This is a genomic window from Streptomyces sp. NPDC001663, assembly GCF_042893105.1.
Lineage (GTDB): Bacteria > Actinomycetota > Actinomycetes > Streptomycetales > Streptomycetaceae > Streptomyces.
Genome location: NZ_JBIAUR010000002.1, coordinates 732,289 through 758,992, shown reverse-complemented (window position 1 = coordinate 758,992; position 26,704 = coordinate 732,289). Strand labels below are relative to the sequence as shown.

Annotated in this window: 29 protein-coding genes; 7 read left to right on the top strand and 22 right to left on the bottom strand. The window is 68.4% G+C overall.

What is annotated here, in order from left to right; translation table 11 throughout:
* Positions 1 to 109: 109 nt before the first annotated feature.
* The 18 genes from ACFY1L_RS09780 to ACFY1L_RS09695 all read right to left on the bottom strand — a co-directional run bounded on the left by ACFY1L_RS09780 (position 110) and on the right by ACFY1L_RS09695 (position 16,077).
* Complete coding sequence (locus ACFY1L_RS09780; RefSeq protein ID WP_388820728.1) at positions 110 to 1,462, bottom strand: putative T7SS-secreted protein; 1,353 nt, start codon at positions 1,460 to 1,462, stop codon at positions 110 to 112.
* Between the two features lie 12 nt (positions 1,463 to 1,474).
* Entirely contained in the window at positions 1,475 to 1,774 is a 300-nt protein-coding gene (locus ACFY1L_RS09775) for a hypothetical protein (protein ID WP_388820726.1), read from the bottom strand.
* Between the two features lie 123 nt (positions 1,775 to 1,897).
* Positions 1,898 to 2,971 carry a hypothetical protein gene (locus ACFY1L_RS09770; protein ID WP_388821180.1) on the bottom strand — a complete coding sequence of 358 codons (1,074 nt, stop codon included), beginning with the start codon at positions 2,969 to 2,971 and terminating at the stop codon, positions 1,898 to 1,900.
* Positions 2,962 to 3,573: a hypothetical protein gene (locus tag ACFY1L_RS09765; protein ID WP_388820723.1), complete on the bottom strand. Its 612-nt coding sequence runs from the start codon at positions 3,571 to 3,573 to the stop codon at positions 2,962 to 2,964. The genes ACFY1L_RS09770 and ACFY1L_RS09765 overlap by 10 nt, the downstream gene beginning before the upstream one ends.
* Before the next feature lie 489 nt (positions 3,574 to 4,062).
* Positions 4,063 to 4,710: an OmpA family protein gene (locus ACFY1L_RS09760; RefSeq protein ID WP_388820720.1), complete on the bottom strand. Its 648-nt coding sequence runs from the start codon at positions 4,708 to 4,710 to the stop codon at positions 4,063 to 4,065.
* Between the two features lie 8 nt (positions 4,711 to 4,718).
* Entirely contained in the window at positions 4,719 to 5,297 is a 579-nt protein-coding gene (locus ACFY1L_RS09755) for a hypothetical protein (protein WP_388820718.1), read from the bottom strand.
* A gap of 34 nt (positions 5,298 to 5,331) precedes the next feature.
* Positions 5,332 to 5,943 carry a pilus assembly protein TadG-related protein gene (locus tag ACFY1L_RS09750; RefSeq protein WP_388820715.1) on the bottom strand — a complete coding sequence of 204 codons (612 nt, stop codon included), beginning with the start codon at positions 5,941 to 5,943 and terminating at the stop codon, positions 5,332 to 5,334.
* Positions 5,943 to 6,176 carry a hypothetical protein gene (locus tag ACFY1L_RS09745; RefSeq protein WP_016437724.1) on the bottom strand — a complete coding sequence of 78 codons (234 nt, stop codon included), beginning with the start codon at positions 6,174 to 6,176 and terminating at the stop codon, positions 5,943 to 5,945. Before ACFY1L_RS09745 ends, ACFY1L_RS09750 begins: the two co-directional genes overlap by 1 nt.
* A gap of 253 nt (positions 6,177 to 6,429) precedes the next feature.
* Positions 6,430 to 7,383 (bottom strand): response regulator, encoded by a 954-nt coding sequence (locus ACFY1L_RS09740; RefSeq protein ID WP_388820712.1) that lies wholly within the window; start codon positions 7,381 to 7,383, stop codon positions 6,430 to 6,432.
* Positions 7,384 to 7,450: 67 nt separating this feature from the next.
* The gene (locus ACFY1L_RS09735) at positions 7,451 to 8,935 is read right to left on the bottom strand and encodes a sensor histidine kinase (protein ID WP_388821177.1); all 1,485 of its coding nucleotides are present in this window, start codon (positions 8,933 to 8,935) and stop codon (positions 7,451 to 7,453) included.
* A 239-nt stretch (positions 8,936 to 9,174) separates the two neighbouring features.
* On the bottom strand, positions 9,175 to 10,062 hold the full coding sequence (locus ACFY1L_RS09730; protein WP_388821174.1) for a DUF5936 domain-containing protein: 888 nt from the start codon (positions 10,060 to 10,062) through the stop codon (positions 9,175 to 9,177).
* Between the two features lie 36 nt (positions 10,063 to 10,098).
* Positions 10,099 to 11,043: a type II secretion system F family protein gene (locus ACFY1L_RS09725; RefSeq protein ID WP_388820709.1), complete on the bottom strand. Its 945-nt coding sequence runs from the start codon at positions 11,041 to 11,043 to the stop codon at positions 10,099 to 10,101.
* A gap of 41 nt (positions 11,044 to 11,084) precedes the next feature.
* Positions 11,085 to 12,422 carry a CpaF family protein gene (locus ACFY1L_RS09720; RefSeq protein WP_388820707.1) on the bottom strand — a complete coding sequence of 446 codons (1,338 nt, stop codon included), beginning with the start codon at positions 12,420 to 12,422 and terminating at the stop codon, positions 11,085 to 11,087.
* Positions 12,423 to 12,440: 18 nt separating this feature from the next.
* The gene (locus ACFY1L_RS09715) at positions 12,441 to 12,827 is read right to left on the bottom strand and encodes a TadE/TadG family type IV pilus assembly protein (RefSeq protein ID WP_388820704.1); all 387 of its coding nucleotides are present in this window, start codon (positions 12,825 to 12,827) and stop codon (positions 12,441 to 12,443) included.
* Between the two features lies 1 nt (position 12,828).
* Complete coding sequence (locus ACFY1L_RS09710; RefSeq protein ID WP_388820701.1) at positions 12,829 to 13,209, bottom strand: pilus assembly protein; 381 nt, start codon at positions 13,207 to 13,209, stop codon at positions 12,829 to 12,831.
* Between the two features lie 14 nt (positions 13,210 to 13,223).
* The gene (locus ACFY1L_RS09705; RefSeq protein WP_388820698.1) at positions 13,224 to 14,471 is read right to left on the bottom strand and encodes a CpaE family protein; all 1,248 of its coding nucleotides are present in this window, start codon (positions 14,469 to 14,471) and stop codon (positions 13,224 to 13,226) included.
* Positions 14,472 to 14,480: 9 nt separating this feature from the next.
* Positions 14,481 to 15,191 carry a Flp pilus assembly protein CpaB gene (cpaB, locus tag ACFY1L_RS09700; protein ID WP_388820695.1) on the bottom strand — a complete coding sequence of 237 codons (711 nt, stop codon included), beginning with the start codon at positions 15,189 to 15,191 and terminating at the stop codon, positions 14,481 to 14,483.
* Between the two features lie 76 nt (positions 15,192 to 15,267).
* On the bottom strand, positions 15,268 to 16,077 hold the full coding sequence (locus tag ACFY1L_RS09695; protein ID WP_388821171.1) for a hypothetical protein: 810 nt from the start codon (positions 16,075 to 16,077) through the stop codon (positions 15,268 to 15,270).
* Positions 16,078 to 16,411: 334 nt separating this feature from the next.
* On the opposite strand from ACFY1L_RS09695, the gene ACFY1L_RS09690 reads away from it, so the two are divergent.
* The 5 genes from ACFY1L_RS09690 (at position 16,412) to ACFY1L_RS09670 (ending at position 21,152) form a co-directional block, all read left to right on the top strand.
* Positions 16,412 to 17,974 (top strand): Flp family type IVb pilin, encoded by a 1,563-nt coding sequence (locus ACFY1L_RS09690; RefSeq protein ID WP_388820692.1) that lies wholly within the window; start codon positions 16,412 to 16,414, stop codon positions 17,972 to 17,974.
* 20 nt (positions 17,975 to 17,994) lie between these two features.
* Positions 17,995 to 18,558: a hypothetical protein gene (locus ACFY1L_RS09685; RefSeq protein WP_388820690.1), complete on the top strand. Its 564-nt coding sequence runs from the start codon at positions 17,995 to 17,997 to the stop codon at positions 18,556 to 18,558.
* Between the two features lie 2 nt (positions 18,559 to 18,560).
* The gene (locus ACFY1L_RS09680; protein ID WP_388820687.1) at positions 18,561 to 18,992 is read left to right on the top strand and encodes a DUF3592 domain-containing protein; all 432 of its coding nucleotides are present in this window, start codon (positions 18,561 to 18,563) and stop codon (positions 18,990 to 18,992) included.
* Positions 18,992 to 19,387 carry a hypothetical protein gene (locus ACFY1L_RS09675; RefSeq protein WP_388820684.1) on the top strand — a complete coding sequence of 132 codons (396 nt, stop codon included), beginning with the start codon at positions 18,992 to 18,994 and terminating at the stop codon, positions 19,385 to 19,387. Before ACFY1L_RS09680 ends, ACFY1L_RS09675 begins: the two co-directional genes overlap by 1 nt.
* 70 nt (positions 19,388 to 19,457) lie before the next feature.
* Positions 19,458 to 21,152 (top strand): chitinase, encoded by a 1,695-nt coding sequence (locus ACFY1L_RS09670; protein ID WP_388820682.1) that lies wholly within the window; start codon positions 19,458 to 19,460, stop codon positions 21,150 to 21,152.
* 11 nt (positions 21,153 to 21,163) lie between these two features.
* On the opposite strand, the gene ACFY1L_RS09665 is transcribed toward ACFY1L_RS09670, so the two are convergent.
* A complete protein-coding gene (locus ACFY1L_RS09665) occupies positions 21,164 to 21,877 on the bottom strand; it encodes a hypothetical protein (protein WP_388820679.1) in 714 nt (237 codons plus the stop codon).
* A 143-nt stretch (positions 21,878 to 22,020) separates the two neighbouring features.
* On the opposite strand from ACFY1L_RS09665, the gene ACFY1L_RS09660 reads away from it, so the two are divergent.
* On the top strand, positions 22,021 to 22,527 hold the full coding sequence (locus ACFY1L_RS09660; RefSeq protein ID WP_388820676.1) for a SigE family RNA polymerase sigma factor: 507 nt from the start codon (positions 22,021 to 22,023) through the stop codon (positions 22,525 to 22,527).
* Between the two features lie 40 nt (positions 22,528 to 22,567).
* Positions 22,568 to 23,815, top strand: coding sequence for a hypothetical protein (locus ACFY1L_RS09655; protein WP_388820673.1), 1,248 nt, complete (start codon positions 22,568 to 22,570; stop codon positions 23,813 to 23,815).
* Positions 23,816 to 23,837: 22 nt separating this feature from the next.
* Here ACFY1L_RS09655 and ACFY1L_RS09650 read toward each other — a convergent pair whose 3' ends face one another.
* The 3 genes from ACFY1L_RS09650 to ACFY1L_RS09640 form a co-directional block, all read right to left on the bottom strand.
* A complete protein-coding gene (locus tag ACFY1L_RS09650) occupies positions 23,838 to 25,160 on the bottom strand; it encodes an Nramp family divalent metal transporter (protein WP_388820670.1) in 1,323 nt (440 codons plus the stop codon).
* A 43-nt stretch (positions 25,161 to 25,203) separates the two neighbouring features.
* Positions 25,204 to 25,689 (bottom strand): ATP-binding protein, encoded by a 486-nt coding sequence (locus ACFY1L_RS09645; RefSeq protein WP_388820666.1) that lies wholly within the window; start codon positions 25,687 to 25,689, stop codon positions 25,204 to 25,206.
* 77 nt (positions 25,690 to 25,766) lie between these two features.
* Positions 25,767 to 26,672, bottom strand: a complete 906-nt coding sequence (locus tag ACFY1L_RS09640) for an anti-sigma factor RsbA family regulatory protein (protein ID WP_388820663.1) — start codon at positions 26,670 to 26,672, stop codon at positions 25,767 to 25,769.
* Positions 26,673 to 26,704 lie beyond the last annotated feature (32 nt).

Genomic DNA, 26,704 nt, shown 5'->3' with positions numbered 1-26,704 from the left:
CCAGGCGCTACGGGTTGGCGGATGACTCCAAGCCGTGGAGTGGGTGGGAGATTGCATGGCAGCTACCTTCTCATCTGATTCGGGGGAAAGCGGCGAGTTGGCACGGCGATCACTGGAAAACACGGCGAGCAAGATCGACAGTCTCGGACACGTCGATCGGCCCCAGAAACGCGCCGTCGATTGAAGTGCCCACGTTCCCAGCCGTGTCGTTCTCCAAGGAGTCGTTCATTGTTGTGGCCAGTCCGTATGACGCGGTTGCCAGGCCGGCCCATGGAGCAACCGCCTCCGCAACCTCGACTGTCTTGGTCAATCCAGGCGCCTTGGTCACCACCCACTCCGTGAACGGGTTCTTCAATTCGGCGAACTCCTTGGCAGCCGTCATGGTCTTTCCACCGGCAGCGGCGACCCTCTGACCGAGTGTGAGCACTTCGCCCGCCTCGCCGACACCTCTGAACAGGGCGGGGGCACCCTTGGCCAGTGCACCCACTCCCGGGAGCATGCCCAGGCCGTCCGCCGTGACTCCGATCGCGTTGCTCCAGAAGTCGGCGTCGCACTCACCATGGCGGATACCGTCCCACAAGGACGCGCGCACCGCCGGATCCGACAATCGCGTCGCCATCGCTCCCGCGCTCATCGTGGCTGCGACAAGGAGCAGCACTGCTGCAGCGGTCCCACCCGTGGCCACGAAGAGAGCCGCGATGCCGATTGCAGCAGCTGTCCAGCTGAGAATGTCCGGCAGGTTGTCGGCGAGCCAGTCGAGTTTCTCCTCCCAGAATCCCGGCTCGTGGGGCGCCAGTTTCTCTGTCGCGTCACTGATCTTGCGGGCCCGGTACCGGGCCTTTTCCTCGTGTTCTTCGGCAAGCTTCTTCGCCTGGCCGATGATTCTGTCGAGTTCGGCTTGCGCCTCCTCCACAGCCGTGTTCGCGTGGGTGAGGGACTTGTGCGCCTCGTCGTGACGTGAACCCTTCTTGTCAAGATCCGGGTCACTCTTCGCCTTGCTCGCACGACCCTTCGCCGTGTCCAGAACGCCCTGTGCTTCTTTCGCATCCCCTTCAAGCCGCTTGGCGCGACGCTGGAACTCCTCGAGTTCGCTTTCCCAACGACCGAGTTGACGGGCAGCCTTGCGGATGGAGTGCGCAGCGTTCTTGAGGTTGATCGGCAGCGGGCCACCGTCGAGCTGCTCCCGGAAGGCTACGGCCGCGTCGCCCTTCCAGTAGCTGCCGTCCAGGAGCTTGGTCACCAATCCATGCGAATCTTCCAGGACCTTGGCACAGTTGGCGAGTTTGACGCATAGATCGTGGACGGTGTCAGTGTTGCCCGGCGCAGGGTTGAAGCCCAGGTTCGGATAGTCATGGTTCGAGACACCGGGGTGCGATTTGAGGCCTTGAGGCTTGTTGAGGTCCGCACGGGCCTGCGAGTCAAGGAGCCCGTTCGAGTGCTCGAGCCCAGGGGTGTAGGTCACTTCGTATCTCCCCTAGCCTTCCTTGGCCTTCTTCAGGGCTTCCTCCAACGCCTTGTCCACCTCGTTGTAGCTGTCCTTGCTCTTTCCGATGATCTCGGCAAGCTTCTCGGTCTGCTCACCGATCTGCTCGGTACCGTACTTCCAGTCCTCCTGGAAGGTCTCACACGCAGAATCCAAGTCGTCGGTGCCAAGTCCCCTGACGGTGGCGTCACTCAGCGCCTTGCGTAGTCCTTTCAGGGAACTGCTCGACTTCTTCAGCAACTTCATGAAGTGCGCAAGCTCATCGTCATCAACAGCGAGCCGGTCCGCCACGCGCCTTTCCCCTCTCCCCTGCTTCCATGAGTAAGCGACTACAGCTGTTCTACTTGTGAGGCCGCTGCGGATACCCGCCCCTTCGGAGGAGCGGGCCTCTCACGACAGATTCCTCACGATCACTCAGCGGTTGATGGCCTGAATCTCCTGCACTGTCATGTCCCTTGTGGTTTCGAAGGTGCCGTCCGGCAGGTCATCCTTGGCGCCGCCGGAACCTTCCCAGGAGATCTGCCAGGTGATCGACGCCTTCAGGTTGTACGGCTTGCCGTCAGTGGCCCGCAGGTACCTGATGCCGCACGAAGGGGTCTTCTTCGCGTCGCCCTTGTCATACGGGGTGCCGATCGAGCCGTCGTCGTTGATCGTGCAGTCGCCGGAGGCCGGATACGTCTCCGCGTCCCCGGTGCCCGGGTTCAGATGTAGGGCCACCGGCTTGGCCGTCGTCTCCGCCCAGAGGCCGGTGTTCGGCAGCTCGGCGCGAACCCTGACCTCCTTGAAGGTGCCCTTGTCGAGCCACACCCAAGTGGGCAGGTTCACCGTGGACTTGGTGTCAGGCTTCAGCTCGATCTCGGTCTCCGGGACACGGATCTTGTCGTAGGCGTAGGCGGCCAGGACCTTCGGGGTGGGGGCATTGGGGACGTCGGGGACAGTACCGGCGCCCTGCCAGAACATGACTTTGTCGCAATCCCAAGCGGCGAGATCGTCCTCATGCCCGGCGCGAACCACGTCCCGCCAGAACATTCCGCGCTTGCCGAGGTTGTAGTTCTTGTAGCCGTCGTCCTGACCCTTGTCATAGTGATTGACGAACAGCTCGTAGGCCCAGAAGAGGTGCGAATTGACCGGGGCCAGCTTGTCAGTGCCCTTCAACTTATCCACCCCGGCCTTGAGTTCCTCGGGTGACAGGACGGGTTCGTACCAGCAGGCCGGAGGTTCCCAGTTGGGATCGACCGACGCGAGGGTCCCAGTGGCGGGCTTGGAGCCTCCGCCTCCTCCCGACTGCGTGATGACGATGCTCGACTTGGTGACCTCGGCGCTCAGCTGGTTCCCGGACGCGCCGCCGTTCGGTTTGCCGCTGGGCTGCCCTGCTGCCTCACCTTTGTCGTCGCCGTACGCGAACGCCGTGGACGGTGTGGACACGGCAGCAGCCAACGCCGCCGCGACCAGGCCCGCGGCTCGGAACACGATGCGCGTCACTGGCAGCCACCACGCTTCGTCGCGACTGTCGTTGTCCTCCAAACCCCGTCATCGCTCTTGCGCAACTTGGTCTGGTACAGCACGAATGCGTCGTCGGCCGGTGTCTTCGTCACCTCGCCGGTGGTGAGGTTCTTCGTGGACCCGTCACCTTCGTCCACGCAGTAGAAGAGGGTCCCCGAACCGTCCGGGCTGATGCGAACCTGCGGGTCGAACGCCCGACCCTTGCCGATGAGCGTCAGGTCATCATCCACGAGCCCCTTGACCCACTCCTGCGCCGTGGCCAGAGCGGCGCCTTCGTTGTAGAAGGTGACGTAGTCCGCCTTCGGGTTTCGCTCAATGATCGCGGCGTATGTGCCCAGCAGGCGCTCCTTGCCGTCGTCCATGACCGCCTGCAGCTTCGGATCGCTGTTCGCCCAGCCGTCGAAGGACACTTGGAAGCTCTTCGGGAGCGTGATCCCCGGACGCTTGACGTCGGATGCTGCCGAAGCGGAAGTCGAGGGGCTGCTGCTGGCCCCCGTGCCGGCCCCCTTGATGTCGTCCGAGGACGAATCGTCGCCTCCTCCCGAGCCGCAGGCGGTCAGCAGCAGGGCTGCGGATGCGGTGAGCACGGCGATGGTGAGCCGGGCGGGGCGGTTCACTGTGGACTCCCGTTGAGGTGGGGGATAACTCAAGCGAACCAAACGCTATCCGTGGGGCACACGCGGGCACCAGCCGGGATCTTGTCAAGGCCAGATGGACCTGTTGTCGATTTGGTGAGATTTTGGCCGGTTGTACAGCACTTCACGTGACCGCTTGACACCCACCGGGTGACTGACCGCACAGCTGTCGGCCATGGTCAACCATCCGGCGCAGTGCACTTTGTTTGCCTGCGCGTGCTTCGCTCGCTGGTCCTGCTGGCCGAGCTGGGCTACGTGCGGACGGTCGTAGGCAAGGGATCCTTCGTCATTGAGCGCAGGACCGAAGACCAGCCTACCGACGCGTCCGACGGCGGCGGGGCTGACGGTTGACAACTGACGTACGACGAACCGGGGCCTGTCCCACGCCTCTGACGGCGTGGGACAGGCCCCGGTTCGTTCCCGTGCGTTGCGGGGGTCGGGTCAGCTCTCCGTGCGCGGGAAGCTGACCTCCACCCGGCGGTTCTTCTTGCGGCCCGCCTCCGTCGAGTTGTCGGCGATGGGGTACTGCTCGCCGTAGCCGCGGACTTCGAAGGTGATGTTGGAGTCGTTCAACTCCTGCTCGAGGACTCCCTGTACGGCGTCCGCGCGCTGCTTGGACAGGACGTCGCCGTGTGCCGAAGAGCCCAGGTTGTCCGTGAAGCCGAAGACGCGGACCTTCGTCCCGTTCTGCTTCTTGATCTCGTCGGCGATCGCGGAGATACGGGACTTGGCCTCGCCGCTGAGTTTCGCGCTGTCCTTGCTGAAGAGGACCTCGGCCTGGAGGGCGAACTTGACGTCGGAGTTGGTGTCTTCGCGGCGTTCGTCGCCGCTTTGGTCTTCTACGACGGATTTGATGTCGAGGACTTTGGAGGCCGCGAGAGTCGCGCCCTCGGGGAGTTTGAGGTCGGGGTCGTTGGGGTCGACCTTGACGGGGGCGGAGGCGGAAGCCTCTGTGCCTGGGGGGACGCTGGGGCTTTCGTCGGCGTGGGCCGCTACTGCGCTGTAAAGGTTCGTGGCGACCATGACAGTGGCAGCAGCGACGACCAAAGCGAGACGTGGCGGCGCTGTCCGGGTGTGGGTACGGGTCATGGTCGGCCTCACCCAGAGATCTTGATCGTGCCGCTGGAGAACGTCGGGACCTGCAGGTCGACGTCGGTCGTACCTGCCGGCGGGGCAGGGAACTGCATGAAGACCGGGAGCGTCTGCCCCGCTTCGAGGTTCCCGAGGCCGGTCGTCGTCAGCGGACGTCCTTCCGTGTCGCGCAGCACGTAGTAGCGCTTCTTGCCCTTGGAATCAACGAGCGTGGCACCACCGAGCGAAGGACCGTGCGCGATCACTTCGGTCTCGTCACCGCTCGTCTGGGGTGGAATGACGACCGACTTGGCGCCGTCGTTCTTCACAATCCCGTTCACCGTGACGAATCCGCCCGAATCCCGCGTGGCGGAGGTGATTTGAAGAAGCAGTCCGTCAGTGCCCTTGAGTTCAGCCAGGGGTGTCTCCGACTTCCCCTCCTGAGCACTCGGCTTGGATCCACTGTCCTTGGAGGCTGACGCCGACGTGTCCGGCTTCTTGTCGTCGCCGCCCCCGCCGCAACCGGCCACACCGAGGGCCAGACCGGCCGCAACGGTCAACGCGACCATCCCCCTGCGGGCCTTCGTAGTGAACCGAATGCTCATGACTCCGCTTCCTTCATCACTCGTCGTTCGCTTGTCAGTCGGCCAGATGGACGTCGAAGAGGTCTTCGGGTCCGGGCAGATCGGTGAGGTCGTCCGGGTCCAGGTCCCAGTCCCTGTCCTTGCAGGAGAGCCGCGGCAGCACATCGTCCCCGGCATCTTCAGCCGGGAGCTTGAACGTGCAGAGCGGTTCGATCACGGCAGTGGCGTGCGCATGCGCGTGGCGGTTCTCCGTGCCGGGGACGATGGATTCCCCAACGGGCTTGTCGGCCTTCACATAGACCGTGTAGCTCAGGGGCAAAGCGTCCGGCGGCTGGCAACCGCCGGTGGGATCATCCACACGCGCGTCGTTCCGCGACGCAAGCTGGTAGGCACGCCAGCAGTCGTTGAGCCCTGGGCGGTTGCCGTTGAGAATGTCCTGCCACTTGGTCGGGTCGAGTACGTTGTCCACCCACATGCCGGCAAGTTGGTCCCGGGTTTCCTGGGCCGCCGCGAGTGCCGCCGCGTCGGCGGCCGTCTGGGCGCCATTCCGATTCGCCGCGGCCTGGCCGACCGCGAAATAGGCGAACGCAAGAAAGAGCAGGCCCCCCACCACCGTGATGTAGATGGGGAAGGCCTGCCCTGCATCGCCGTACCGGCGAGCTTGCATCAAGGAGCAACCTTGGCGATCTGCGCCTGAATCTTGCCGAGAATCGTCTGTCCGAGGTTGGTGCCGGTGATCGCCAGAACGATCGCCACAACCACCGCGATGATGCCCAGGTACTCGACCGCGGTCTGGCCCTTGTCGCCGGCGCGGCGCTGCATCGCCTCGACCGTGGTGTTCTTCCAGCCGTTCACGCGGACCTTGGTCGCAACGGCGGTCTTCAGCATCAGGTCGCTCATGGTGTTCCCCTCCGGGTTCGGCCGGCCGCTCACCGGCCGACTGCTGAGTCTCTGTGCCGTTCGCGTTACCGGCTTCCTCCTTGCCGGTGCCGCTTTCGACACGAGAAACGTACGGCGGAACACCCGGTCCACCAGAGGGTCCCAGGGCCCAATCACGGGCCCAAACCGAGGCCCAACCACCGCTTTGGGACTGCACGTCTGCGACCTGGGCCCGCAGGCCCAGCCCCCTATCCCCCCGTACGGTCATCGCAGGTCACCCCAGCCCTCGACCCGAACCCGGGGCCGTGCCGAGCCACTTGGCGGCGGCCTCCGAGCGACTGGTGCTGTGGAGCTTCGCGAAGATGCGGTTGATGTGGTTCTTGACCGTCTTCTCGCTGATGAAGCACGTGGCGGCGATCTGCTGGTTGTTCATGCCGGACGCGATGTGGTCCATGATCTCCGCCTCCCTCGTGCTGAGTTGGAACCTCGACCTGTCGGGAGCAGCCGGACGGCCACTCGTCCATCCAGACGAAGACTGTCCCACATCCGGTTGCATCTGCGAAAGGTTTTCTGAAGAAATAGTGGCGACGGGAGGCCTGGGCGGAGCCAAGTTCCCAGGTGGAGCGGCATGTTCAGGATTCACATACGTTGACACACGCGCTGCATTTCCGTATGCACTCGCATCTGCCTGCCCCAACCCCTCGGGCAGCGACACGCCACCTCCCGCCCCCTGCCCCTGCCGGAGCTGCGCCAGCAGTGCGCCCGCTGCCGTCGGGGTGAAGTGGGCCCGGCCCTCCTTGATGTCCCGCACCGCTGCCACCAGTTGGTCCGCGGTGAACTCGCCGTGGACCAGGTAGCCGCCTGCGCCCCGGCGCAGGGCTTCCTGGACGATCTCCGACTCCCTGCTGTACGTCAGCATCACCACCGGGGCGATCTGCACCAGGTACGGGAGTGCCGAGATGCCGTCGACGCCGGGCATGCGGACGTCCAGGAGTACGACGTCGGGGCGGTGTTGGACGGCCGCCTCGTAGGCCTGACGGCCGTCCGCCGCCTCCGCCACCACCGTTATGTCCGCGCGGCCGGAGAGGAGTGCGGTGAGGCCTGCACGCACCACCGGGTTGTCGTCCGCCACCACTACCTTCAGCGGTTCGGGGGGCGGGAACGCCTCGAACGGGTTGTGGGCCGGCGGCTGCTGCGGGCCGGTGTGGGGAGTTGTCTGGTCCGGCATGAAGCGGCCTCCTCTCTTGTCGTGGGGGACGGGTGCGGCGTACTGCTCATCCGGCTGATCGCGATCTCTACGTCGTCAGGGCCGCCAGCGGGAGTTCCAGGCGGACTTCGGTGCCCCGGGGGTGGGCGCCGCGGCCGATGCGGATGCGGGCGCCCACCGACGCGGCCCGCTCCACCATTCCGACCAGGCCGAAGTGGCCTGCCCGGCGGAGTTGTTCGAGGGTGGTGCCCGGCGGGAGGCCGCGGCCGTCGTCGTACACGCTGATGCGGAGCAGGTCACCGTGGACGCCTGCGTTCACGTCCACCCGGGTCGGGCCCGCGTGGCGGTTCGCGTTCTCCATCGCCTCCGAGGCGATCGTGAGGAGTTGGCGGGCCACCGCGGGTGGGACCGGCGGTACCGAGTGCTCGCCGGTCGGGCGGTAGGTGGCCTGGAGGCCGGTCCTGGTGCTGAAGTCCTTTGTGCGGGCGGCCAGTTCGACCAGGACGTCCGTGGCGTGGTCCGGGTCGGACTCGCGGCGCAGGTCGGCCAGCAGCTCGCGGGACTCGGCGGCGGCTCGGCGGGCCGATCGGGCGACCAGTTCGGCTTGTTGCCTGACGAGTGTCGCGTCCATGCGGGAGGCGCCGGCGGAGCCCGCCAGGCCGTCTGCGGCCAGCGCGACGCCGTGGAGCGTCTTTGCCACGGAGTCGTGCATCTCCCTTGCCAGACGGGCCCGTTCGGCGCTCACCGCCTCCGTCACCGCCAGGCGGGCCTGGACGGTGGTCAGGGCCTGGGTCGCCGCGCCGAAGCGGAGCATGAGGTTGCGCAGGGCCGAGCCGACCGCGCCCGCGATGACACAGAGGCCGGGGAGGAGCAGGGTCTCGGCGGGGGTCGCGTGCTCGTTCCTCGACGCCGCGTAGACCAGGAAGAGGATCACGGACTGGAGGGATGCGAAGACGGCCGCGCCGCGCCAGCCGTAGACGATGCCTGCCAGCAGTGGGGTGCAGACGCTGACGTAGGCGAGGGTGGTGTCCGGGCCCGCGGAGATGAGGAGCAGGGAACCGAAGAGGGTGTCCACCGCCAGGAGGGTCGGGTGGCGCAGGAGGAGGGGGCCGAAGCGTTCCCAGTCCCTGAAGAGGACGTAGGAGCCCATGAAGGTGACGACTACGGCTGCGCCCACGAGGCGGGTGGCCAGGCCCGGCGAGGCGTTGACGAGGGCCGCGGGGGCCGACAGGGCGATCATGGCCAGGCGGAAGCCGAAGACCTGGCGGCACATGGCCTGGAGTGCGTTGACCTGGATGGGGATCGCGGGGGACGCGGACGCAGGGGATGAGACGGATGCCGGAGGCGTGGGAGGCGTAGGGGATGTGCGGGCCCCGGCGTCAGGTGCAGCCGGCGCCGCCGGAGGCTGTGCACCGCCGGCTGCCGCAGGGGCGGTCGCCGAAGGGAGCGCGGGAGCAGCCGGCTGAGGAGGCACCGGAGCCGCCGCCTGCGCATGGGTCCGGCGCCCCGCCCGCGTGATCCGTACCGTCCGCTCCGCCGGAACCCCGCCGGCCCCGGGGGCCACGGGAGCCATGCCCGCCTGCACCCGCGGATCCGGCTGTGCCGGCAGCCCCGGCAGTGGTGCGTCCGCCGGTTCCCAGCCCGGTGGCAGTGCCGGTGTCGCCGAGGTCACCGGGATGTCGGGAGCGCCGGTGCGGACGTAGGCCGGAAGGACCGTGCCTGCCGGGGGCGTTGTGATCTCCGGGGCTTTCGGGCGGCGCCGCAGGAGCCCGATGCGTTCTTTCGTCGTCGGCATCACCAGTCACCGCCTCTCTACTTGCCCGTGAGCGAGCCGAAGTCGGTGCCGGAGCCGAGGATCAGGCCGGCGCCGAGAAGGATCATCGTGGCCGGGACCATGAAGGTGGTGATCATCATGGTGGCCTTGGGGACCGCGCGGGCCGCCTTGCGGCGGGCGTTCTGCGCGTCCGTGCGGCGCATGTCCTTCGCCAGGGACACGAGAGTGTCGACGATCGGCGCTCCCAGCTCCTCGCCCTGCTGCAGTGCTGTCACGAACATCGCCACCTGTTCCGAGTCGTTCCTGCGGCGCAGCTCCGCGAAGGCCTGGCGGCGGCTCATGCCGAGGTCCATCTGGCGCAGGGTGATGCGGAGTTCGTCGGCCCAGGGGCCCTCGTACTTCAAGGCCACGCGGTCCAGGGCCTGGCGGAAGCCGAGGCCCGCGCTCACCACGACCGCCAGGACGTCCAGGAAGTCCGGCAGCGTCCGCTCGATCACGTCCTTGCGGATGCGGATCGCCGACCAGATGCCGACCTCCGTCCAGAACGCGCCGAAGGCGAACAGGATGACCGCGACGATGAAGTTGCCCTTCATCAGGAACACCAGGCCGCCCACGCCGCCGAGGAAGCCGTAGACCGCGCGGCGGGCCGCGTAGCGGTCGATGGTCAGGCCGCCGGGGTTGCCCGCGAGGTCGATCTTGCGGCGGTACTTGGCGACCATCTTCGGGCCCATCAGGCGCAGGACCGCGGGCGCATACCGCATGCCGAGGCGGTCGACGAGCGAGTCGACCGCGCCGGTGCGGGTGGATCCGACCTCCAGGGCCAGCGCCAGGTCGACGGGCAGCCGGGCGTCCGCGCGGTACATGCGGATGCCGGCGAAGATGCCCCAGACGCTGAGGCCCATCACCAGGGCCAGCAGAAGTGCCACCATGGTCGTCCTCCTTCCTGAACCTGTCTCGGCCGCTCAGACGTCGATGCGGGACAGCCGGCGGATGAGGATGAACCCCACGGCGTACAGCGAGAACGCGATGATCACCGCCGCCTGGCCGAACGCGGAGCCCGTCATGCGATCCAGGGCGCCGTCCTTGACGCCGTTCATGAGGAACAACGAGCCCACGCCCAGCACGGGGACGGCGTACGACGTCATGTTGACCTGGGAGAGCTGGGTGCGGACCTCGCGCCTGGTCTCCTTGCGTTCCTCGAGGGTCTCCGTGAGGTTGCGCAGGGCACTGACCACCTGGCCGCCCGCCCGGTTCGACAGCACCAACGTCGTGACCAGGACGACGAGTTCACGGGATGGCAGGCGCTCCGCAAGCTCGCCGAGCGCATCGTCCATCGAGGCGCCCACCGCCAACTGGTTGGCCACCTTGCCGAGTTCCTCCCCCGCCGGCGCCTCCAACTCCTCCGCCGCCATCCCGATCGCCGTCCGCAACGCCAGCCCCGCCTGCGTCGCGTTGGCCAGAATCCGGGCCAGCTCCGGCAGCTGGTTGATGAACTTCTCGATGCGCTTCTGGCGCTGCCAGTTGAGGAACTGCAGGGCCACCCAGATGCCCAGCAGACCCGCGATCGGGCCGAAGAAGGGCGCCAGAGACGCCTGGCCGATCAGCCACAGGCCCATCACCGTCGCGAGCATGTAGACGAAGAACTCGCCCGGCGTGATGTCCAAACCCGTTGCCGCGAGCCGCAGTTCCAGCTTCTTGCCGAGCTGCGTGCGGCGCAGGCGGCGGTCCAGGTTGCGGAAGCGGCGTCGGCGGCCGCCGATCTGGATCTGGCCCGTGGCCGAGAGCCGGTCGACGAGGGCCTGGCGCTGGGCCTTGCCCATGGCGTAGGCGTGCAGGCCCATGACTGCCAGGACGCAGGTCAGCAGGGTGATGCCGGTCGTGAGCGTGACAAGGGTTTGCAGATCCATCGAGCGGTTCCTACCTGGGTTCCATGGGGACGGGTTCCTGCCTACCTGGCTTCTCGGGTGGCGAGTTGGTCTGCGGTCTGGGCGACGCCGAAGGCCTGGGGGACGGGCTGGCTCGCCATGTAGAGGCGGTCTGCGGTACGGCGCGGGAGCGGGAAGTACTCGAAGGCGCCGTAGATACGGCCGTCCGCCGCCATCGGCTGGGCGTTGAAGCGGGCCACCGTCGCCAGCCGGTACGGCTCGCTGCCGTGGCTGTCGAGGAGTGCGACCTCGGTGATGCGGCGGGCGCCGTCGGCGAAGCGGGTCAGCTGGATGATCACGTCGATCGCGCTGTTGATCTGGTCGTGCAGCGCCTCGAAGGGGATCTCCACCTCCGACATCGACGCCAGGGTCTTCAGACGCATGAGGGCGTCCTCCGCGCTGTTCGCGTGCACCGTGGCCAGGGAGCCGTCGTGGCCCGTCGACATCGCCTGGAGCATGTCCAGCGACTCGCCGCCGCGGACCTCACCGACGACGATGCGGTCGGGGCGCATACGCAGGGAGTTGCGGACCAGGTCGCGGATGGTGACCTGGCCCTTGCCCTCGACGTTCGGGGGGCGGGACTCCAGGCGGATCACATGTGCCTGCTGGAGCTGGAGTTCGGCCGAGTCCTCGATGGTGATGATGCGTTCGCCCTCCGGGATCAGGCCGGAGAGGGCGTTGAGCAGGGTCGTCTTTCCGGTGCCCGTCGCGCCCGACACGATCACGTTGAACTTCGCCTGCACCAACCCCGCCAGCAGGTACAGCATGTGCTCGTCGAGCGAGCCGAAGCCGATCATCTCCTGCAGCGTGAAGGAGCGCGGGAAGCGGCGGATGGTGAGCGTCGCGCCGGTGAGCGACAGGGGCGGGATGATCACGTTCACACGCTCGCCGGACGGCAGGCGCGCGTCGACCATCGGGTTCGACTCGTCCACCCTGCGGTTCACCGTCGAGACGATGCGTTCGATCGTCTGCATCAGCTGGTCGTGGGACGGGAAGCGCAGCGGCAACTGCTCGACCCTGCCGCCTCGTTCGACGAAGATCGCGTCCGGGCCGTTCACCATGATCTCGGTGATCGACGCGTCCTCCAGCAAGGGCTCCAGGATGCCCAGGCCCAGTGCCTCGTCGACCACCCTGCGGATCAGCTGCGAGCGCTCGACCGTCGACAGCACGGGGCCCTCGCGGCTGATGATGTGCCCGAGCACCCGCTCGAGGCGGGCCCGGCGCTCGGCCGCGGCCAGCGAGCTCATCTCCGCGAGGTCGATCTCCTCCAGAAGCTTGGCCCGGTACGAGGCGACCATGTGGCCGTCCTCGCCCCGGTGACCGTTCTCCTCGGGGGAGTTGATTCGTGCCCGCAGGCTCATGGTGTTCCTCGCAGTGCGTCAGTGGTCGAGCGGCATGGTGGCGGTCTTGTGGGCGTCTCCGAATTTCCAGAAGGGGACGATCGAGGGAATGTTCACGGTCGAGGTGACGGTGACGTCGTCACCGCCGAAGGCGGCTTCGCACTTCGTGCCGTCGGCCAGGAAGCCACTGACCGCGTTCCGGCAGTCCTGCGTGTAGTCGTCACGGAGCGACGCACTGCGCGCCCCGGTGCGGGCCGCGGTGCCCGCCTGCTGGGCGGTGTAGGCGATCAGACCGAGTTGTACGGCGGCCATCGCGACCAGGAGCAGGATCGGGATGAACCCGAGGTACTCGATGGCAACTTGGCCGCGGTCACGGACTTCGCGGTCACGGACGTCGCGGTCGCGGACTCTCCTGCCGTACGACATCTCAGTTCGTCGCCTCCTCTACGGCGCCCGCGTGGCCCTTCACGGTGAAGGGGAAGTTGATCGTGCCGGGGAAGAGGACGGGGACCTTGATGCTGACGTCCGAGGTGATGTAGCCGGTGCCGAACCCGCCGCACCCCGCTGTCGCGCCCTCCTTCCACGCACCCGACAGCTTGTCCAGCCCCGCCTGCTGACACTTCCCGTTGCCGTCGTACTCGGCCGCCGTCCCCGCCCGCACCGCCTCGTCCGCAGCATTCCCCGCAAGCGTGAACGCGTACCCCACGAGCACGAGCTGCCACAGCACCACCAGCGTGACGATGATCAGCGGCGTCATGCCGAGGAACTCGATGGTGACCTGGCCCCGGTCTCTCTCCTTCGCAGTCATCCCCCTCACTCCCCTCACTCCTTGCGCCGCCGGAAACTCACCGATCCCCGATCCCCCCGCAGCCGCCCGCCGCCCTTCTGCGCGCCCTCGACCGGCTTCACCAGCCCCAACTCCCCCGCCAGCGCCCACAACGCCTGCTTGACCACGCTCCTGCTGTCCAGTTCGTGGATGCGCCCCGCGTCCACCGCGCCCTGAAGTTCCTTGAAGTTCGCGGGGATCGCGGTCCCGGCCACCGCCGTCCCCGTGATCTTCTGGATCAGCGGCGGCTGGATCTCCGTCCCGCGGGTGTGGCGGTTGACGACCACCGTCGTCTCCTCGGCCTTGCGGATCTGCAGCCGGTCCCACATCCGCACCGTCCGCTTGGCGCCCCGTACGGCGACCACGTCGGGCGTGGTGACCAGCAGCGCGGTGTCGGCCATCTCCACGGCCGCCGCGGCCGCCCCGCCCATCTGCGCACCGCAGTCGATGACGACGACCTCGTAGCGCGAGCGCAGTGCGCTGACGATCTGCCGGGCGGCCCGGTCGGTGACCTCCTCGCCGCGTTCGCCGTCTCCGGGGGCGAGCAGCAGCGCGACCCCGGTGTCGTGGCGGAAGACGGCGTCCGCGAGGACCCGCGGGGAGATGTCGGTGATGGCCGCGAGGTCGACGACCGAGCGGCGGAACTGGACGTCCAGGTACGAGGCCACGTCCCCCGTCTGCAGGTCCATGTCCACCAGGGCCGTACTGCGCCCGGACGCCTGTGCCGCAAGGGCCAGTTGGATGGCCATGAGGGTGGCGCCGACGCCTCCCTTGGACCCGCTCACCGTGACGACCGTGCCGCCGACCCCGGTGAACACGTCGCCGCCGGAGCCCAGATGACGCCGTACGCCCACGGACCACTGCGCGACCGCCTGGACGCGGCTGGCCAGCTCCTCGTAGCTGAGCGGGAGCGCCACAAGTCCGCGCGCGCCGTAGTCCATGGCCGCCTGGAACAGGCCGGGGCTCGCGTCCGAGGTGACGAGGATGACTCCCACCGCCGGGAAGCGCAGCGCCACCTCGCGGATGAGCTCCAACGCCGGGACCGGGCCGATCCGTTCGTGCACCACCACGACCTCGGGCAGCTCGTCGACCGACTCGGCGGCCAGGCGCGCGAGGGTGTCGATGAGCTGGGTCGAGTCGACGACCGGGGCCACCGGATCGGCGTCCGGGAGCTGGCTGAGCAGTGTCGTGATGGAACGGACCGCGTCCGCGTCACCGACCGCCGGGAGGATCCTCGTGGGCATGCGGGCCTCTCACTTGTCCTTCGCGAGCTGGTACGTCCGGTCCCTGTCGGGGACCGTGGTGTCGCTGCCGGGCGCCACCAGCGCGAGCCGGACCCGCTCGGCGAACGACTCGGCGTACGTGATGCGCTGGGCGTCGAGGGTGGAGAGGGCGAAGGTGATCGGCACGGCGTCGGTGGGCTGCTGCTGGTTCTTGTTGCTCTCGCTCGGATCCAGCGCGGTGATCTTCCCGACGTCCAGCACCTTGGCGTTTGTTACGATGATCTTGGACTGGGCGGGGTCACCCTCCCGCTCGCCCGCGAAGGTGGCGTACACGTTGACCGTGGATCCCGGCGTGATCTTGCCGGCGACACCGGTCGCCGCATCGATCATGATGGCGACCTCCTGCTGCCCGGGCTGCAGAGCGGGCTGGTTCACGATCATGTCGCTCTGCAGCAGGGAGCCGGCCTTCAGGGTCGTGACGGCGATCTTGCCCCGGATGTCGTTGAGATTGGTGACCGCGTTCTCCGACAGCCAGCGTTCGGGCATCTTGATCTTCTCGAACTGGCCCGTGTTCAGCGTGGTGTAGGGCGCCACATTGGTCTTCAGCCGGTACGCCGTGACCTCGGGCCCGACCTTGGACTTCACGTCGCTGATGACGGACAGGACGCCGGCGAACGCGCCCAGGGCGCAGACGACCGACAGGAGCAGGAGTAGCACGCCGCGGCGCTGACGGGAGTTCATGAACCGTACAACCTCATTGGGGATATCGGTCGAGCGGAATGGATTCGTGCAAGCGGTGCGTCTGGAGGTTCAGGACTCACCCGGCGGTGATTTGGTTCTCGGTGAGCGGTGGAGTGGCGCTGCAGAAGACGCAGCGGTCGCCGATGACGTCGATGCCGCACCAGTGGCAGGTGCTCTGCCGCACGGACGTGACCAGCTGGTACAGCACTGACAGGTCGGGGAGAAAGGCGGCGAACTCGATCACCTTGCCCGTTCCCCACCAGACCGACGACTCGGCCGGCAGCGGCGCCTCGCGAAGTCCCTGTACGTTCCACTGCTTGGCCAGGGTCCCGGTGACCCAGTCCGACTGCAATTGCCCTTTTCCGACCAGCATCCAGGTGCCGAACTCCGGCCCGGCGAGGGTGGCTCCGGGGCCGATCTTCACCAACTGCGGCTCGGGATGGGCGAGTACGCCGAACTGGCTGCCCGGCACCCAGGACTTGGCGTGCGACTTGAGTCCGACGGGTACGCGGTCGAGGCGGGCGACGGAGCCGAGCAGGGCCCCCGCATGGATGTAGTGGGTGAGCAGCCGGCCCGCGGAGGCGAGCACGCCGGGGCTGAGGTCGCAGGAGGCCAGTTGCCTCAACTGGCGGGCCAGGACGGCCAGTCCGAGTGGGGGCAGATCCGGGCGGAACAGAGCGATACGGTCGCTCTCCAGGAGGGAGCGGATCGTGTGCAACCGCCGCTCCACTCCACGCGAGACGGCCTGCGAGCAGACGACGATCACATGCCCGTGCTGGTCGATGAGGCTCTGCAGGCCGGCCAGTGCCTGGTCGAGCGGCTGTTTGTCCAGGTCCGGCAGGACGACGGCAGGCAGGGTCCGCTCGTCCTGCGGTGGCAGCGCCATGTCGGCACTGGTCACGGCAATGGCAGTTGGCACGCGCAGCTCCCCGTGTTACGCCGTCGATCCACCGGGGTTACTCCGGTACACCGAGATGACTTCACTGCGTGACTACCTCAGCACTGTATCCACGCCTCTGTGACCGGAGAACAGCGTTTCTGTAGCTGGTGGGCAACTGCTGTTTCACAAGACACGCCAAAACGGGGCAGGTTGAGCATCTTGCCGGTCCCAGTTCGACACTGGGCCCCTGTTTGGGTCCCCGGACCCACGCCGCCCGGCCACCCCCGCACCTACTGTCGCGGCCATCCACAGGAACACCGCCCGCCAAGGAGGGGTGCGCATGTCTCACGGGGGAGGCATACGGCCGTACACACCACCGACGTACAGATTCGACGACCGCGGCGCGACCGGCACCGAGTACCTCGGCATGGTCGTGGTCAGTGCCGCGATCGTGCTCGCCGTCTCGGCCACCGGCATCGGGCAGACGATCTACGACAAGCTCGCCGCCCAGATCTGCAAGGTGGCCGGCGGCGGCAACTGCGGTGCCGGCGGCCCGAACCAGGGCGAGCCCCTCACCGACGCCGACTACGAGCCGGCCCTGTGCCAGGTCTCCTCGGTCACCGACAAGGCGGGCTCCAAGGCGAAGATCCTGTTCTGGGAGATCGGCAAGGAGTACGGCTTCCAGGAGCAGCACCTCAAGGCGAAGACGGACGTCAACCACGACGGCAAGGTCGACGACAAGGACGAGCTGGTCTATCTGACCTTCACCGACGCCGCGTCCGTCGCCGCGAAGAAGGACTTCAAACCGGGCATGAAGGTGGGCAAGTTCGGCACCGACAAGGTGGAGCTCGGCGCCGGGATCAAGGTCACCAACGGCGACACCTGGGTCTTCGAGAGCCCCGACGAGGCCAAGCAGTTCCGGGACGACATCGAGAAGCTGCAGATGTACGAGATGCGGCGGACGATGCCCGGCGGCGCGGAGGCCAGTCTCGGCGACAGCATCGCCTACCTCTTCGGCGCCGGTCCCCTCAAGGACGAGGAGGACACCGAGAACCGGGTCAAGGAACACCTCGGCGACAACCGGAAGATCACCTACGGCAAAGTGGGTCTGGAGGCGTCGGCGTCCGCGGGCATCAAGTTCTCGGTGGCGGACGAGAAGAAGCTGAGCGCCACGCTCGGCGGCAACTTCAAGTACTCGCCGGACGTGACCTGGACGGACAACCCCTACAAGGGCACCAAGTCGTACACCTACTCCTCGTCGATCGAATACGGCACCAAGGTGGGCTACGAGGCCGGCCCGGTCAGCGGCGAGTACTCGGCCTCCCGGACCCAGACCGGCACCATCACCGTCACCTACGACAAGAAGACGGGCAAGCTGGTCCGTATCGACATGACCCGCACGGTCGAGGACGGCGGCCAGAAGGACGGCGTCAAGGTCGGCGGCGACAACGGCAAGGACAAGAAGGACAAGCGGGGCGGCAGTGTCGGCGAGAAGGGCACCGACAGCTCCACCGGCATCGAGATCGTCACCAACTCCGTCAGCTTCGACCCCGGCCCCGAGGGCGACAAGGCCCGGGCGGTCGGCGAGCAGTGGCTGGACGGCAACAACGAGCAGATCGCCGCGCCGTTCAAGTACATGTTCGACGACCACGCCCCGACCAGCCGACCCGGCGCCGACGACCCCTTCGGGCAGCTGATGTTCGACCAGGGCAAGTCGAGCAGGATGACGTACACCGGTCAGGTCAACGCGGCCGAGTACGGCTTCGAGCTCAACATCGGGCTCAGCCTCGGCCTGACGGTCAGCACCGAGCAGAAGTCCGAGACGCTGACCGACGCGCAGTTCCTGGGCGCCCCTCGCGGCGACAGCCGCTCCTACCTGCCCTACAGCTACTGTGCGAACTGACGAGAGGGGAGCTTTCGCCGATGAAGACCCGCCGTACGTTCCTGGCCGCCGGCCTGCTGACCGCACTGCTCGCCGGGTGCGGCGACGGGAACTCCGACTCCGCCTCGGTGCCCGACGACTGGGGGACGCTGAAGACGAAGGGCGTCGACGTGTCGTACCCGAAGGGATCCGGTGGGTACGAGGAGCAGAGCGCGGCCGAGCGCAGCAAGTACAACGCGGCGGCGGCCGTACGCACCGAGAGCGGCAGGACCGTCTCCGTCATCACCGTCCAACTCGGCTTCACCCAGGCGGACTCGGCCGAGCAGGCCGCCATCGCCGCCGAGGCCGGCATCCAGATGGGCGCGAAGGTGAAGGGCGACAAGGACGTGAAGCTGTCCGGCACGGACGAGGCGAAGCGGATCGACTTCACCTTCAAGTCGGCGGGCCAGGACGACGATCCGCCCAAGGGCACCCCGGTCAAGGGCGTGATCCTGACGGGCCTGGACTCCTCCGGCAAGACCTTCGCAGTTCGTGTCGACGCGGTCGAGGGCAAGCTCTCGGACGCGGACCTCGCGAAGATCGTCGATTCGGTGGAGGTGCACTAGCCGTGCAGGTGCCGGGTGGCGGTTACGTCGTACTCGTGCTGCTCGTCGTGCTGTTCGGGGCGATCGCGGTGAAGTACGCCAGGCGGCTGGTGACGGTGGCGCGGGTGCTGCGGCGCGGGGTGCGCGCCTCCGGTGAGTGCGTCCGGGTCGAGACCGAGCCGTACAACCGCTCCGACGCCACCCGCCACTTCTTCGCCTTCCGTACGGCCGACGGCACGCACGTCGAGTTCGAGGACCTCGCGGGCTGGTCGACCGACGAGGGCACCCCGGTCACCGTCACCTACGACCCCCGCGATCCGCAGGGGACGGCGACCGTGGCGGGCCGGGGCAGCTGGTCCCCGGTGCTGCAGGCCCTGGCGCTGACCGCGGGCTGCGGAATGGCGGCGCTGGGCTTCACGGTCCTGCTCGCGTACGAGGCCTTCGGAGGCAACTGATGGCTCTCATACGCTGCTGGGCCGTGGGCATCCTGGTTCTCGTCGTCACCGAGTACGTCCAGATCAGGGTGGTCTACGACAACCTGGTGGGCCCCGACGGAGTCGACTCCTTCGGCTCGGCACTGGCCTTCGTCCACGTCCCGAACCTGCTCTGCGTCGTCCTCGCGACCTGGGCGGCCGCCCGGGTGCATCCGGAGCCGTGGCGCCAGATGCCCGCGCGCCATGTGGCGGCGGCCTGCGCGGTGCCGGCGGCGGGGCAGTTGCTGACGGTGTCGCTGCGGCCGGAGCTGGCGAACGTGTCGAGTCTCGCGCTGTGGATGTCGACGGGGGTGCTGCTGGCGGGCTGTTCGATGGGGCTGCTGCTGGACAAGTGGTGGGAGGGCCGGGAGGCGTGAGGGCCCCCGGCTGCGGGGAAGTTGGTCTGGACCTCTTGACAGGCGGATTGGTCTGGACCAACTTGTTGTCATGTACCCACTTAGACGATCCATGAGGTTCTGGTCGGGAGCGGTCACCGCCGCCCTCGCCCTGTCCCTGGCGGGCGCGGCTCAGGCGTCCGCCGCGGACGTCAACAACGCCAAGAACGCCGGCTTCGAGTCCGGCCTGGCCAACTGGACCTGTACCGCGAGCAGCGGCACGACGGTCACCTCCCCCGTCCACGGCGGCTCGGCGGCCCTGAAGGCGACGCCGGCCGGGCAGGACAACGCCCAGTGCACGCAGTCGGTGGCGGTGAAGCCCAACTCGACGTACACGCTGAGCGCCTGGGTGCAGGGCGGGTACGCGTTCCTGGGCGTGACCGGCACCGGCACGACGGACGTGTCGACGTGGACCCCGGACTCCTCGTCCTGGAAGCAGCTGTCGACGACCTTCACTACGGGCGCGTCGACGACGTCGGTGTCGGTGTACACGCACGGCTGGTACGGGCAGGCGGCGTACTACGCGGACGACGTGTCGGTGTACGGCCCGGACGGGGGCGGCGGCACTGATCCGGGGCCGACGGTTCCGGGGACGCCGGGCGGACTGGCGGTGTCGGGTACGACGTCGTCGTCGGTGTCGCTGGCGTGGAACTCGGTGTCGGGCGCGACCGGTTACAACGTCTACCGCGACGGCACCAAGGTGACGGCGGTGACCGGGACTTCGGCGACGGTGACGGGGCTCGCGGCGTCGACGTCGTACTCCTTCCAGGTCACGGCCACGAACTCGGCGGGCGAGTCGGCGAAGTCGGCGGCGGTGACGGGGACGACGACGGCGTCCTCCGGCGGCGGAGGCGGTGGCGCCGTGCCGAAGCACGCGGTCACCGGGTACTGGCAGAACTTCAACAACGGGGCGACGGTCCAGAAGATCTCGGACGTCTCCTCCCAGTACGACATCATCGCGGTGGCCTTCGCGGACGCGACGACGACGCCGGGTGCGGTGACCTTCAACCTGGACTCGGCGGGCCTCGGCGGCTACACGGTCGACCAGTTCAAGGCGGACATCAAGGCGAAGCAGGCAGCGGGCAAGAAGGTCATCGTGTCCGTCGGCGGCCAGAACGGCACGGTGTCGGTGAGCGACTCGGCGTCCGCGACGAACTTCGCCAACTCCGTCTACTCGCTGATGCAGACGTACGGCTTCGACGGGGTCGACATCGACCTGGAGAACGGCCTGAACGCGACGTACATGAGCCAGGCGCTGCGCTCCCTCTCCTCGAAGGCGGGCTCGTCCCTGGTCATCACGATGGCGCCGCAGACGATCGACATGCAGTCGACGTCGAACTCCTACTTCCAGACGGCCCTGAACATCAAGGACATCCTCACGGTCGTCAACATGCAGTACTACAACAGCGGTTCGATGCTGGGCTGCGACGGCAAGGTCTACAGCCAGGGCTCGGTCGACTTCCTGACGGCCCTGGCCTGCATCCAGCTGGAGGGCGGCCTCTCCCCGTCCCAGGTGGGCCTCGGCCTCCCGGCCTCGACGAGCGCGGCGGGCAGCGGCTACGTCTCCCCGACGGTGGTCAACAACGCCCTGGACTGCCTGACCAAGGGAACGAACTGCGGCTCCTTCAAGCCGTCGAAGACGTATCCCGACCTGCGGGGTGCGATGACGTGGTCGACCAACTGGGATGCCGCGGCGGGGAGTTCATGGTCCAGTTCGGTGGGGGCGCATGTGCACGGACTCCCCTAGCCGCGTGAGTGTCACCGCCGGCTGAGGGGAACCAGGCACAGGTTCGTCGTGCCGTCCCCGCTGTACTTCAGGTCGGCCAGATAGGCCCCGGCCGGGCATTCGTCCGTGCCGGGGTCCTTGACTCGGTAGGCGGCGAGTGCGGAGTCGCAGGGCACCGGCTGCAGGTCCTGGTCGGTCCAGGAACCCTCGTTGCGGACGCACGAGCCGGCGGTGAGCGGCTTCGGGGTGTCGTCGTCCCCGGCCACCAGGCCGATGATCATCAGCACGGTGAACGCCGTGACCAGAACGGCGATTGCGATCAGGGGGATCAGGGCGATGAGGCCCGCCGGGCGCTTCAGGATGGGCTTGCCCGGGTCCAGGGGTGGGCGCCAGCCCCAGGTGGTGGGCTCCGGGAGGGCGCGGAGAGTCGCGCGGGCCCCCAGGTTCAGGAGCAGGAAGAGCGGGGTGACGAACGCCGACAGCAGGCCCCACCAGCCCTGCAGCATGGTGTCCGCCTGCATCTCACGGAAGAAGGCCATGCCGCACGGCCGGCAGTAGACGCCCTGGCGCCGCATCGAGCGCATCAGCACGACCATGCCCTGGTGGGCCCGGATGGTCACCGCCGCCGCGGGAGCCGCCCCGCACACCTCGCACATGGGGGCGGGCGCGGGGCCCGGCACTCCGTACGGTCCCGGATACGGGGCGGCGTACGGGCCGGACGGCGGTATGGGCGGCGGGGTGTTCATCAGGCCTCCGTCGAGCCTTTCTTGGTGATCAAGCAACCGGTGGAGCACCCTACCGGCACGACGGCCCGAGCCTGCGTGAAACATTTCCCCGGTGCCACCGCATCAATGAAGTGAGGGCGGTACCGCGGACAGGGGGATCAGGAATGAGACAGGCACGCGCGGACGAGTACGCGGAGTTCGCATCGGCGCGTGCCGGGCATCTCTACCGTTCCGCCTGTCTGTTGACCGCCGGGGACACGCATCTCGCCGAGGACCTGGTGCAGGAGACCCTCGGGCGGTTGTACGTCCGCTGGGGACGCCTGGCACGGGTCGGCAACCCCGCGGCCTACGCACAGACCGTTCTCGCGCGTACGTTCCTCGCCCATCAGCGCAGACGCAGCAGTACCGAGCGCGCCACCGACGTGCTGCCGGACCGACCTGCCGAAGGCCTCGACACGCCGTTGCGGCTGACCCTGCTGGAGGCGCTCGGCCGGCTGCCCGCGAAGGACCGGGCGGTGGTCGTCCTGCGCTACTGGGAGGACCGCTCCATCGAGGAGACCGCCCAGGCCATGAACGCGAGTTCGGCAGCCGTGCGCACCCGGTGCGTCCGAGCCCTCGGCCGGCTGCGGGAACTGCTCGGCGAGGACCTCGACGAGTACGCGCGCCCCTGAACGCTCCGTGTCATCCCACTTCACGAAACGGTGGTCCGTCATGCCCGTCGAACAGCACAGCGATCCCTTCGAGGAGCGGCTCTCCGCCGGCCTGCGGCAGGCCGGCGGCGCCTTCGAGACCGACCGGGCCGCGCTGGTCGCCGCCGGTGCCCTCAAGGGGCGGCGGCGCCTGATGCTGCGGCGGGCCGCCGGCGTGGGCGGGGCCGCCGGTCTCGCGCTCGTCGGCGTGGGCGGGGCGGCGCTGCTCCTGCCCGGCGGCGGCTCCCCGAGGGAGGACGACTCCTCCGTGGCCGCCACGCACAGCGCCACCTCCTCCCCCGCTCCCGCCCCCGTCTCCGGCGACTCCCTGATCCGTACGCTCGAAAAGCTGCTCCCCGACGGCAAGTTCAGCCAGGCGGAGGCACACGGCACGGACGAGCGGCCGGGGCCGTACGTGCACCTCGTCTTCGACGACGGCAAGGGCGCGGCGGCCGTGGGCGTCGGGCTCGGCCGGGTCGAGCCGGGCAGCGACGAGGCCCGGCAGGTCACCAAGTGCCCGGGGAAGGCCTACGTCCACTACGACGCCTGCGGCACGACCAGGCTGCCGGACGGTTCGTTGGTCATGGTCCTGCAGGGGTACGAGTATCCGGACCGCCGTGTGGAGACCAAGTGGTGGACCGCCGAACTGGTCACCCCGCAGGGCCACCACGTCAGCGTCAGCGAGTGGAACGCCGCGGCGGAGAAGGACGCGCCGATCACCCGGGACCGACCGCCGCTGTCCCCGGCCCAGTTGCGGAACATCGCCGCGGCGAAGGCCTGGCGTGACGCCGTCGACGCGACGCCCGAGGACCCGAACAAGCCGTCCGCGCAGCCGAGTTCGACCGAGACCGCCGCCGCCGTGCCGGTCGCCCCGACGCTCAGGTCCCTGCTGCCGAAGGGCTTCACGATCTCCGAGGACAGCGGTTCCGACTCCGGGTTCGGCTACGCCGTCCTCGACGACGGCAAGGGCAAGAGCCTCGTCCAGGTCAACGTCCAGAGCGATATGTCGGACGTCGCGGGAGACCTCTTCGGCTCCGACGCCGAGACCCTGTCCGACGGGACGAAGGTCGCCACGCACCAGGGGCCGGGCGAGAAGGGCGGCACGGGGGTCGTGATGTGGACCGTCGACACCATCACGGCCGACGGACGGCGGGTGGTGGTCAGCGCCTTCAACTCCGGCGCCCAGGACACCGCCGCCACCCGCAAGACCCCCGCGCTGAGCATGAAGCAGCTCCGCGAGATCGCCCTCAGCCCGAAGTGGTGGCAGTGACCCCGGGGGTCGGCCTCACTGGTCAGAAGAACTCCGCCCACGGCTGGTCCCAGATCTGCTTCACGCACAGGATCAGGAACAGCAGCCCCGCGAGTGCGAGCATCGCGTTGCTCAGCAGTCCGTTGCGCCATTCGCGGGGTGTGCGCGAGGAGTTGAGGAGCCAGATCAGGGTCAGGGCGAGGAACGGGAGGAACGCCGCGCCGAGGACGCCGTAGAGGATGATCAGGCGGAAGGGCTGGCCCTGGAAGAGCAGCACGATCGGGGGGAAGGTCAGCCACAGCAGGTAGGCGCGGAACGGCCACGAGCGCTCGCGCTCGCCCGACGCGACCTCCTCGCCCCTCGCCTCCCTGCGGCTGCGGTACCTGGCCACGAAGTCCGCGAACATCAGGCTCACGCCGTGCCACACGCCGATCAGCGAGGTGAACGACGTGGCGAAGAAGCCGATCAGGAAGAACTTCGCCGTCGCCGAGCCGTACTCGGCCTCCAGGATGTCGCTCAGCTGGATCAGGCCCTTGTCGCCGCTCGCGATCGCCACGTTCGCGGAGTGCAGCAGTTCGGCTCCGACGAACAGCATGGCCACCACGAAGATGCCGGTCGTGGCGTAGGCGACACGGTTGTCCAGTCGCATCACCTTCATCCAGCCGGTGTTGGTCCAGCCCTTGGCGTTGACCCAATAGCCGTACGCGGCAAGGGTGATGGTCCCGCCGACCCCGCCGATCAGACCCAGGGTGTTGAGGATCGAGTCCTTCTCGTCGGGCAGGACGGGCAGCAGCCCGGCGAAGGCGTCCGGGATGTTCGGTGTCACCCTGATCGCCAGGTACACCGTCACCACGAACATGACGCCCACCAGGACCGTCATGACCTTCTCGAAGACCTCGTACTTGTTGAACCAGACGAAGACCAGGCCGACGAGGCCGCAGGCGATGGCCCACCATTCGAGGTCCATCACGTCCGGGAACAGCGCCTGCAGGGGCAGTGCGCTCGACGACATCGCCGCGGCGCCGTAGACGAAGCCCCAGATGACGGCGTAGACGACGAAGAACCATGTCGTCCAGCGGCCGAGGCTCGCCCAGCCGTCGAAGAGGGTGCGGCCGGTGGAGAGGTGCCAGCGGCCGGCCGCCTCGGCGAGGGAGATCTTCACCAGGCAGCCGACGATCGCGGCCCAGAGGAGGGTGTAGCCGAAGTTGCTGCCCGCGATGAGCGTGGCCACCAGGTCGCCGGCGCCGACGCCGGTCGCGGCCACGACGATGCCGGGGCCGATGTACCGCCAACTCGATTTGCGTGGGGTGGAGTCGATGCCGGATGGTGCCTCGGTGTCTGTGGGGTTTCCCGTGGTGTCCGCCATGAAGGTCAAGAAACCGCAAAGCGGCGGTACGGGCAAGAGGGCGTCACGGCTGTCGCCGACGACCGCAGCCGTCGGCCCCACAGGTCTCGAGCTCGAACCAGACGGTCTTGCCCTGCCCGTCCTGGTGGCAACCCCAGCGTCCGGCAAGCGCGTTCACCAGGAACATCCCCCGGCCGCTCTCCGAGGCGCCCGCCTCCAGGACCTGCGGGGTGCGGCGGCCGGCGTCATAGACCTCGCAGCGCAGGACGCCGTGCGAGGCGGAGAGGGTGAGCCGGAAGCGGCTCGCCGAGTGGAGCAGGGCGTTGGTGGCCAGCTCGCTGACGAGGAGCTCGGCCACGTCCACCAGGTCGCCCCGGTCCGCGAGACCCCACCCCTCCAGCTGCCTGCGCACCTCCGCGCGGGCCTCGCCCACGGCGGTCGGCCGTGGGTCGTACTCGACGCTCAAGTGGCCTGCCCGCAAGGGTGGTTGGGGGTAAGCGGCGAACTGAGGGTCGCGGTCCGGGCGAGGGGTCCCGGAGAGATCCAGCATGGTTTCAGAGTGCCCTCCCCGCACGTCGGGCGCACGGGGAGGACTACCTGTTTCCATACCTGCGTGACCGCAAGCGGTTACCCGTACTGCAGCCGTACGGTCGCGCCCGCCCCGTCGTCCCGGACGTCGACGTAGGCGCACACCTGGCGGGTGAACCACAGCCCCTGGTCCGGTTCCAGTTCGGGGACCGGAGGCGGGACGAAGCCCGCCAGTGGGTCCTCGACCCGGCGCGATGTGCGCAGTTCGCAGACGCAGGCGGGGGCCTGGCCCCACATCAGGGTGCCGGTGACCGGGCCGAGTGCGGCGGCCGCCGCGGTGACCGCCTCGGTGAACAACTCGGCGTCCGCGGGCGGGAGTCCGCGAGCGGCCGCGCTTCTGCGGACGGCGTCCGCGGACGGCTGCGGGAGCGGTTCCGCGTCGGCCGGGGGCAACGGCATTGGTGCCGCGTCCAGTTCGGCCGCGAGACGGTACGGGTCCTCGTAGACGGCCGTGTCGGGGTGGGCGCGGCGGGCCGCCTCGACGATGGCGGTGCCGGCGGTGCGGATGTCGTACGCGCACAGGGCCGTCGTCGCCATCGGCGCGAAGAGGAGGTTGGCGAGGGCCTCGTAGCGCAGCCACTCGGTGGTCTCGCGGACGGAGCGTCCCGCGCGGCCGTTCCAGACGGGCTCCATGAGGAGGTGGACACGGCCGCCGGGGCCCGCGTGCGCGGCGAGGTAACCGGCGCTCTGGGCAACGGCGTTGGCGGCCGAGCCCGTGTACCACTCGGTGTGCGGGATCAGCACGGTGTCCTTCGCGTCGGCGCCGAGGGCATCGCGCAGCAGGTCCAGCTTGTCGGGGGCGGCGATGGCGACCGGCGGGGGTTCGCCGGGTGCGCCGAGGCCCTCGGCGAGGAACGGGAGGGCGGCGGCCACGAACTCGTCGTCCGCGCCGAACACGGCCATGCGGTGGTCGAACGGGGCGGGGGCGGGTGATGTGCTGGTCATGGTTCTCCTCTCTGGTGGGTCTGGGGGTTCGG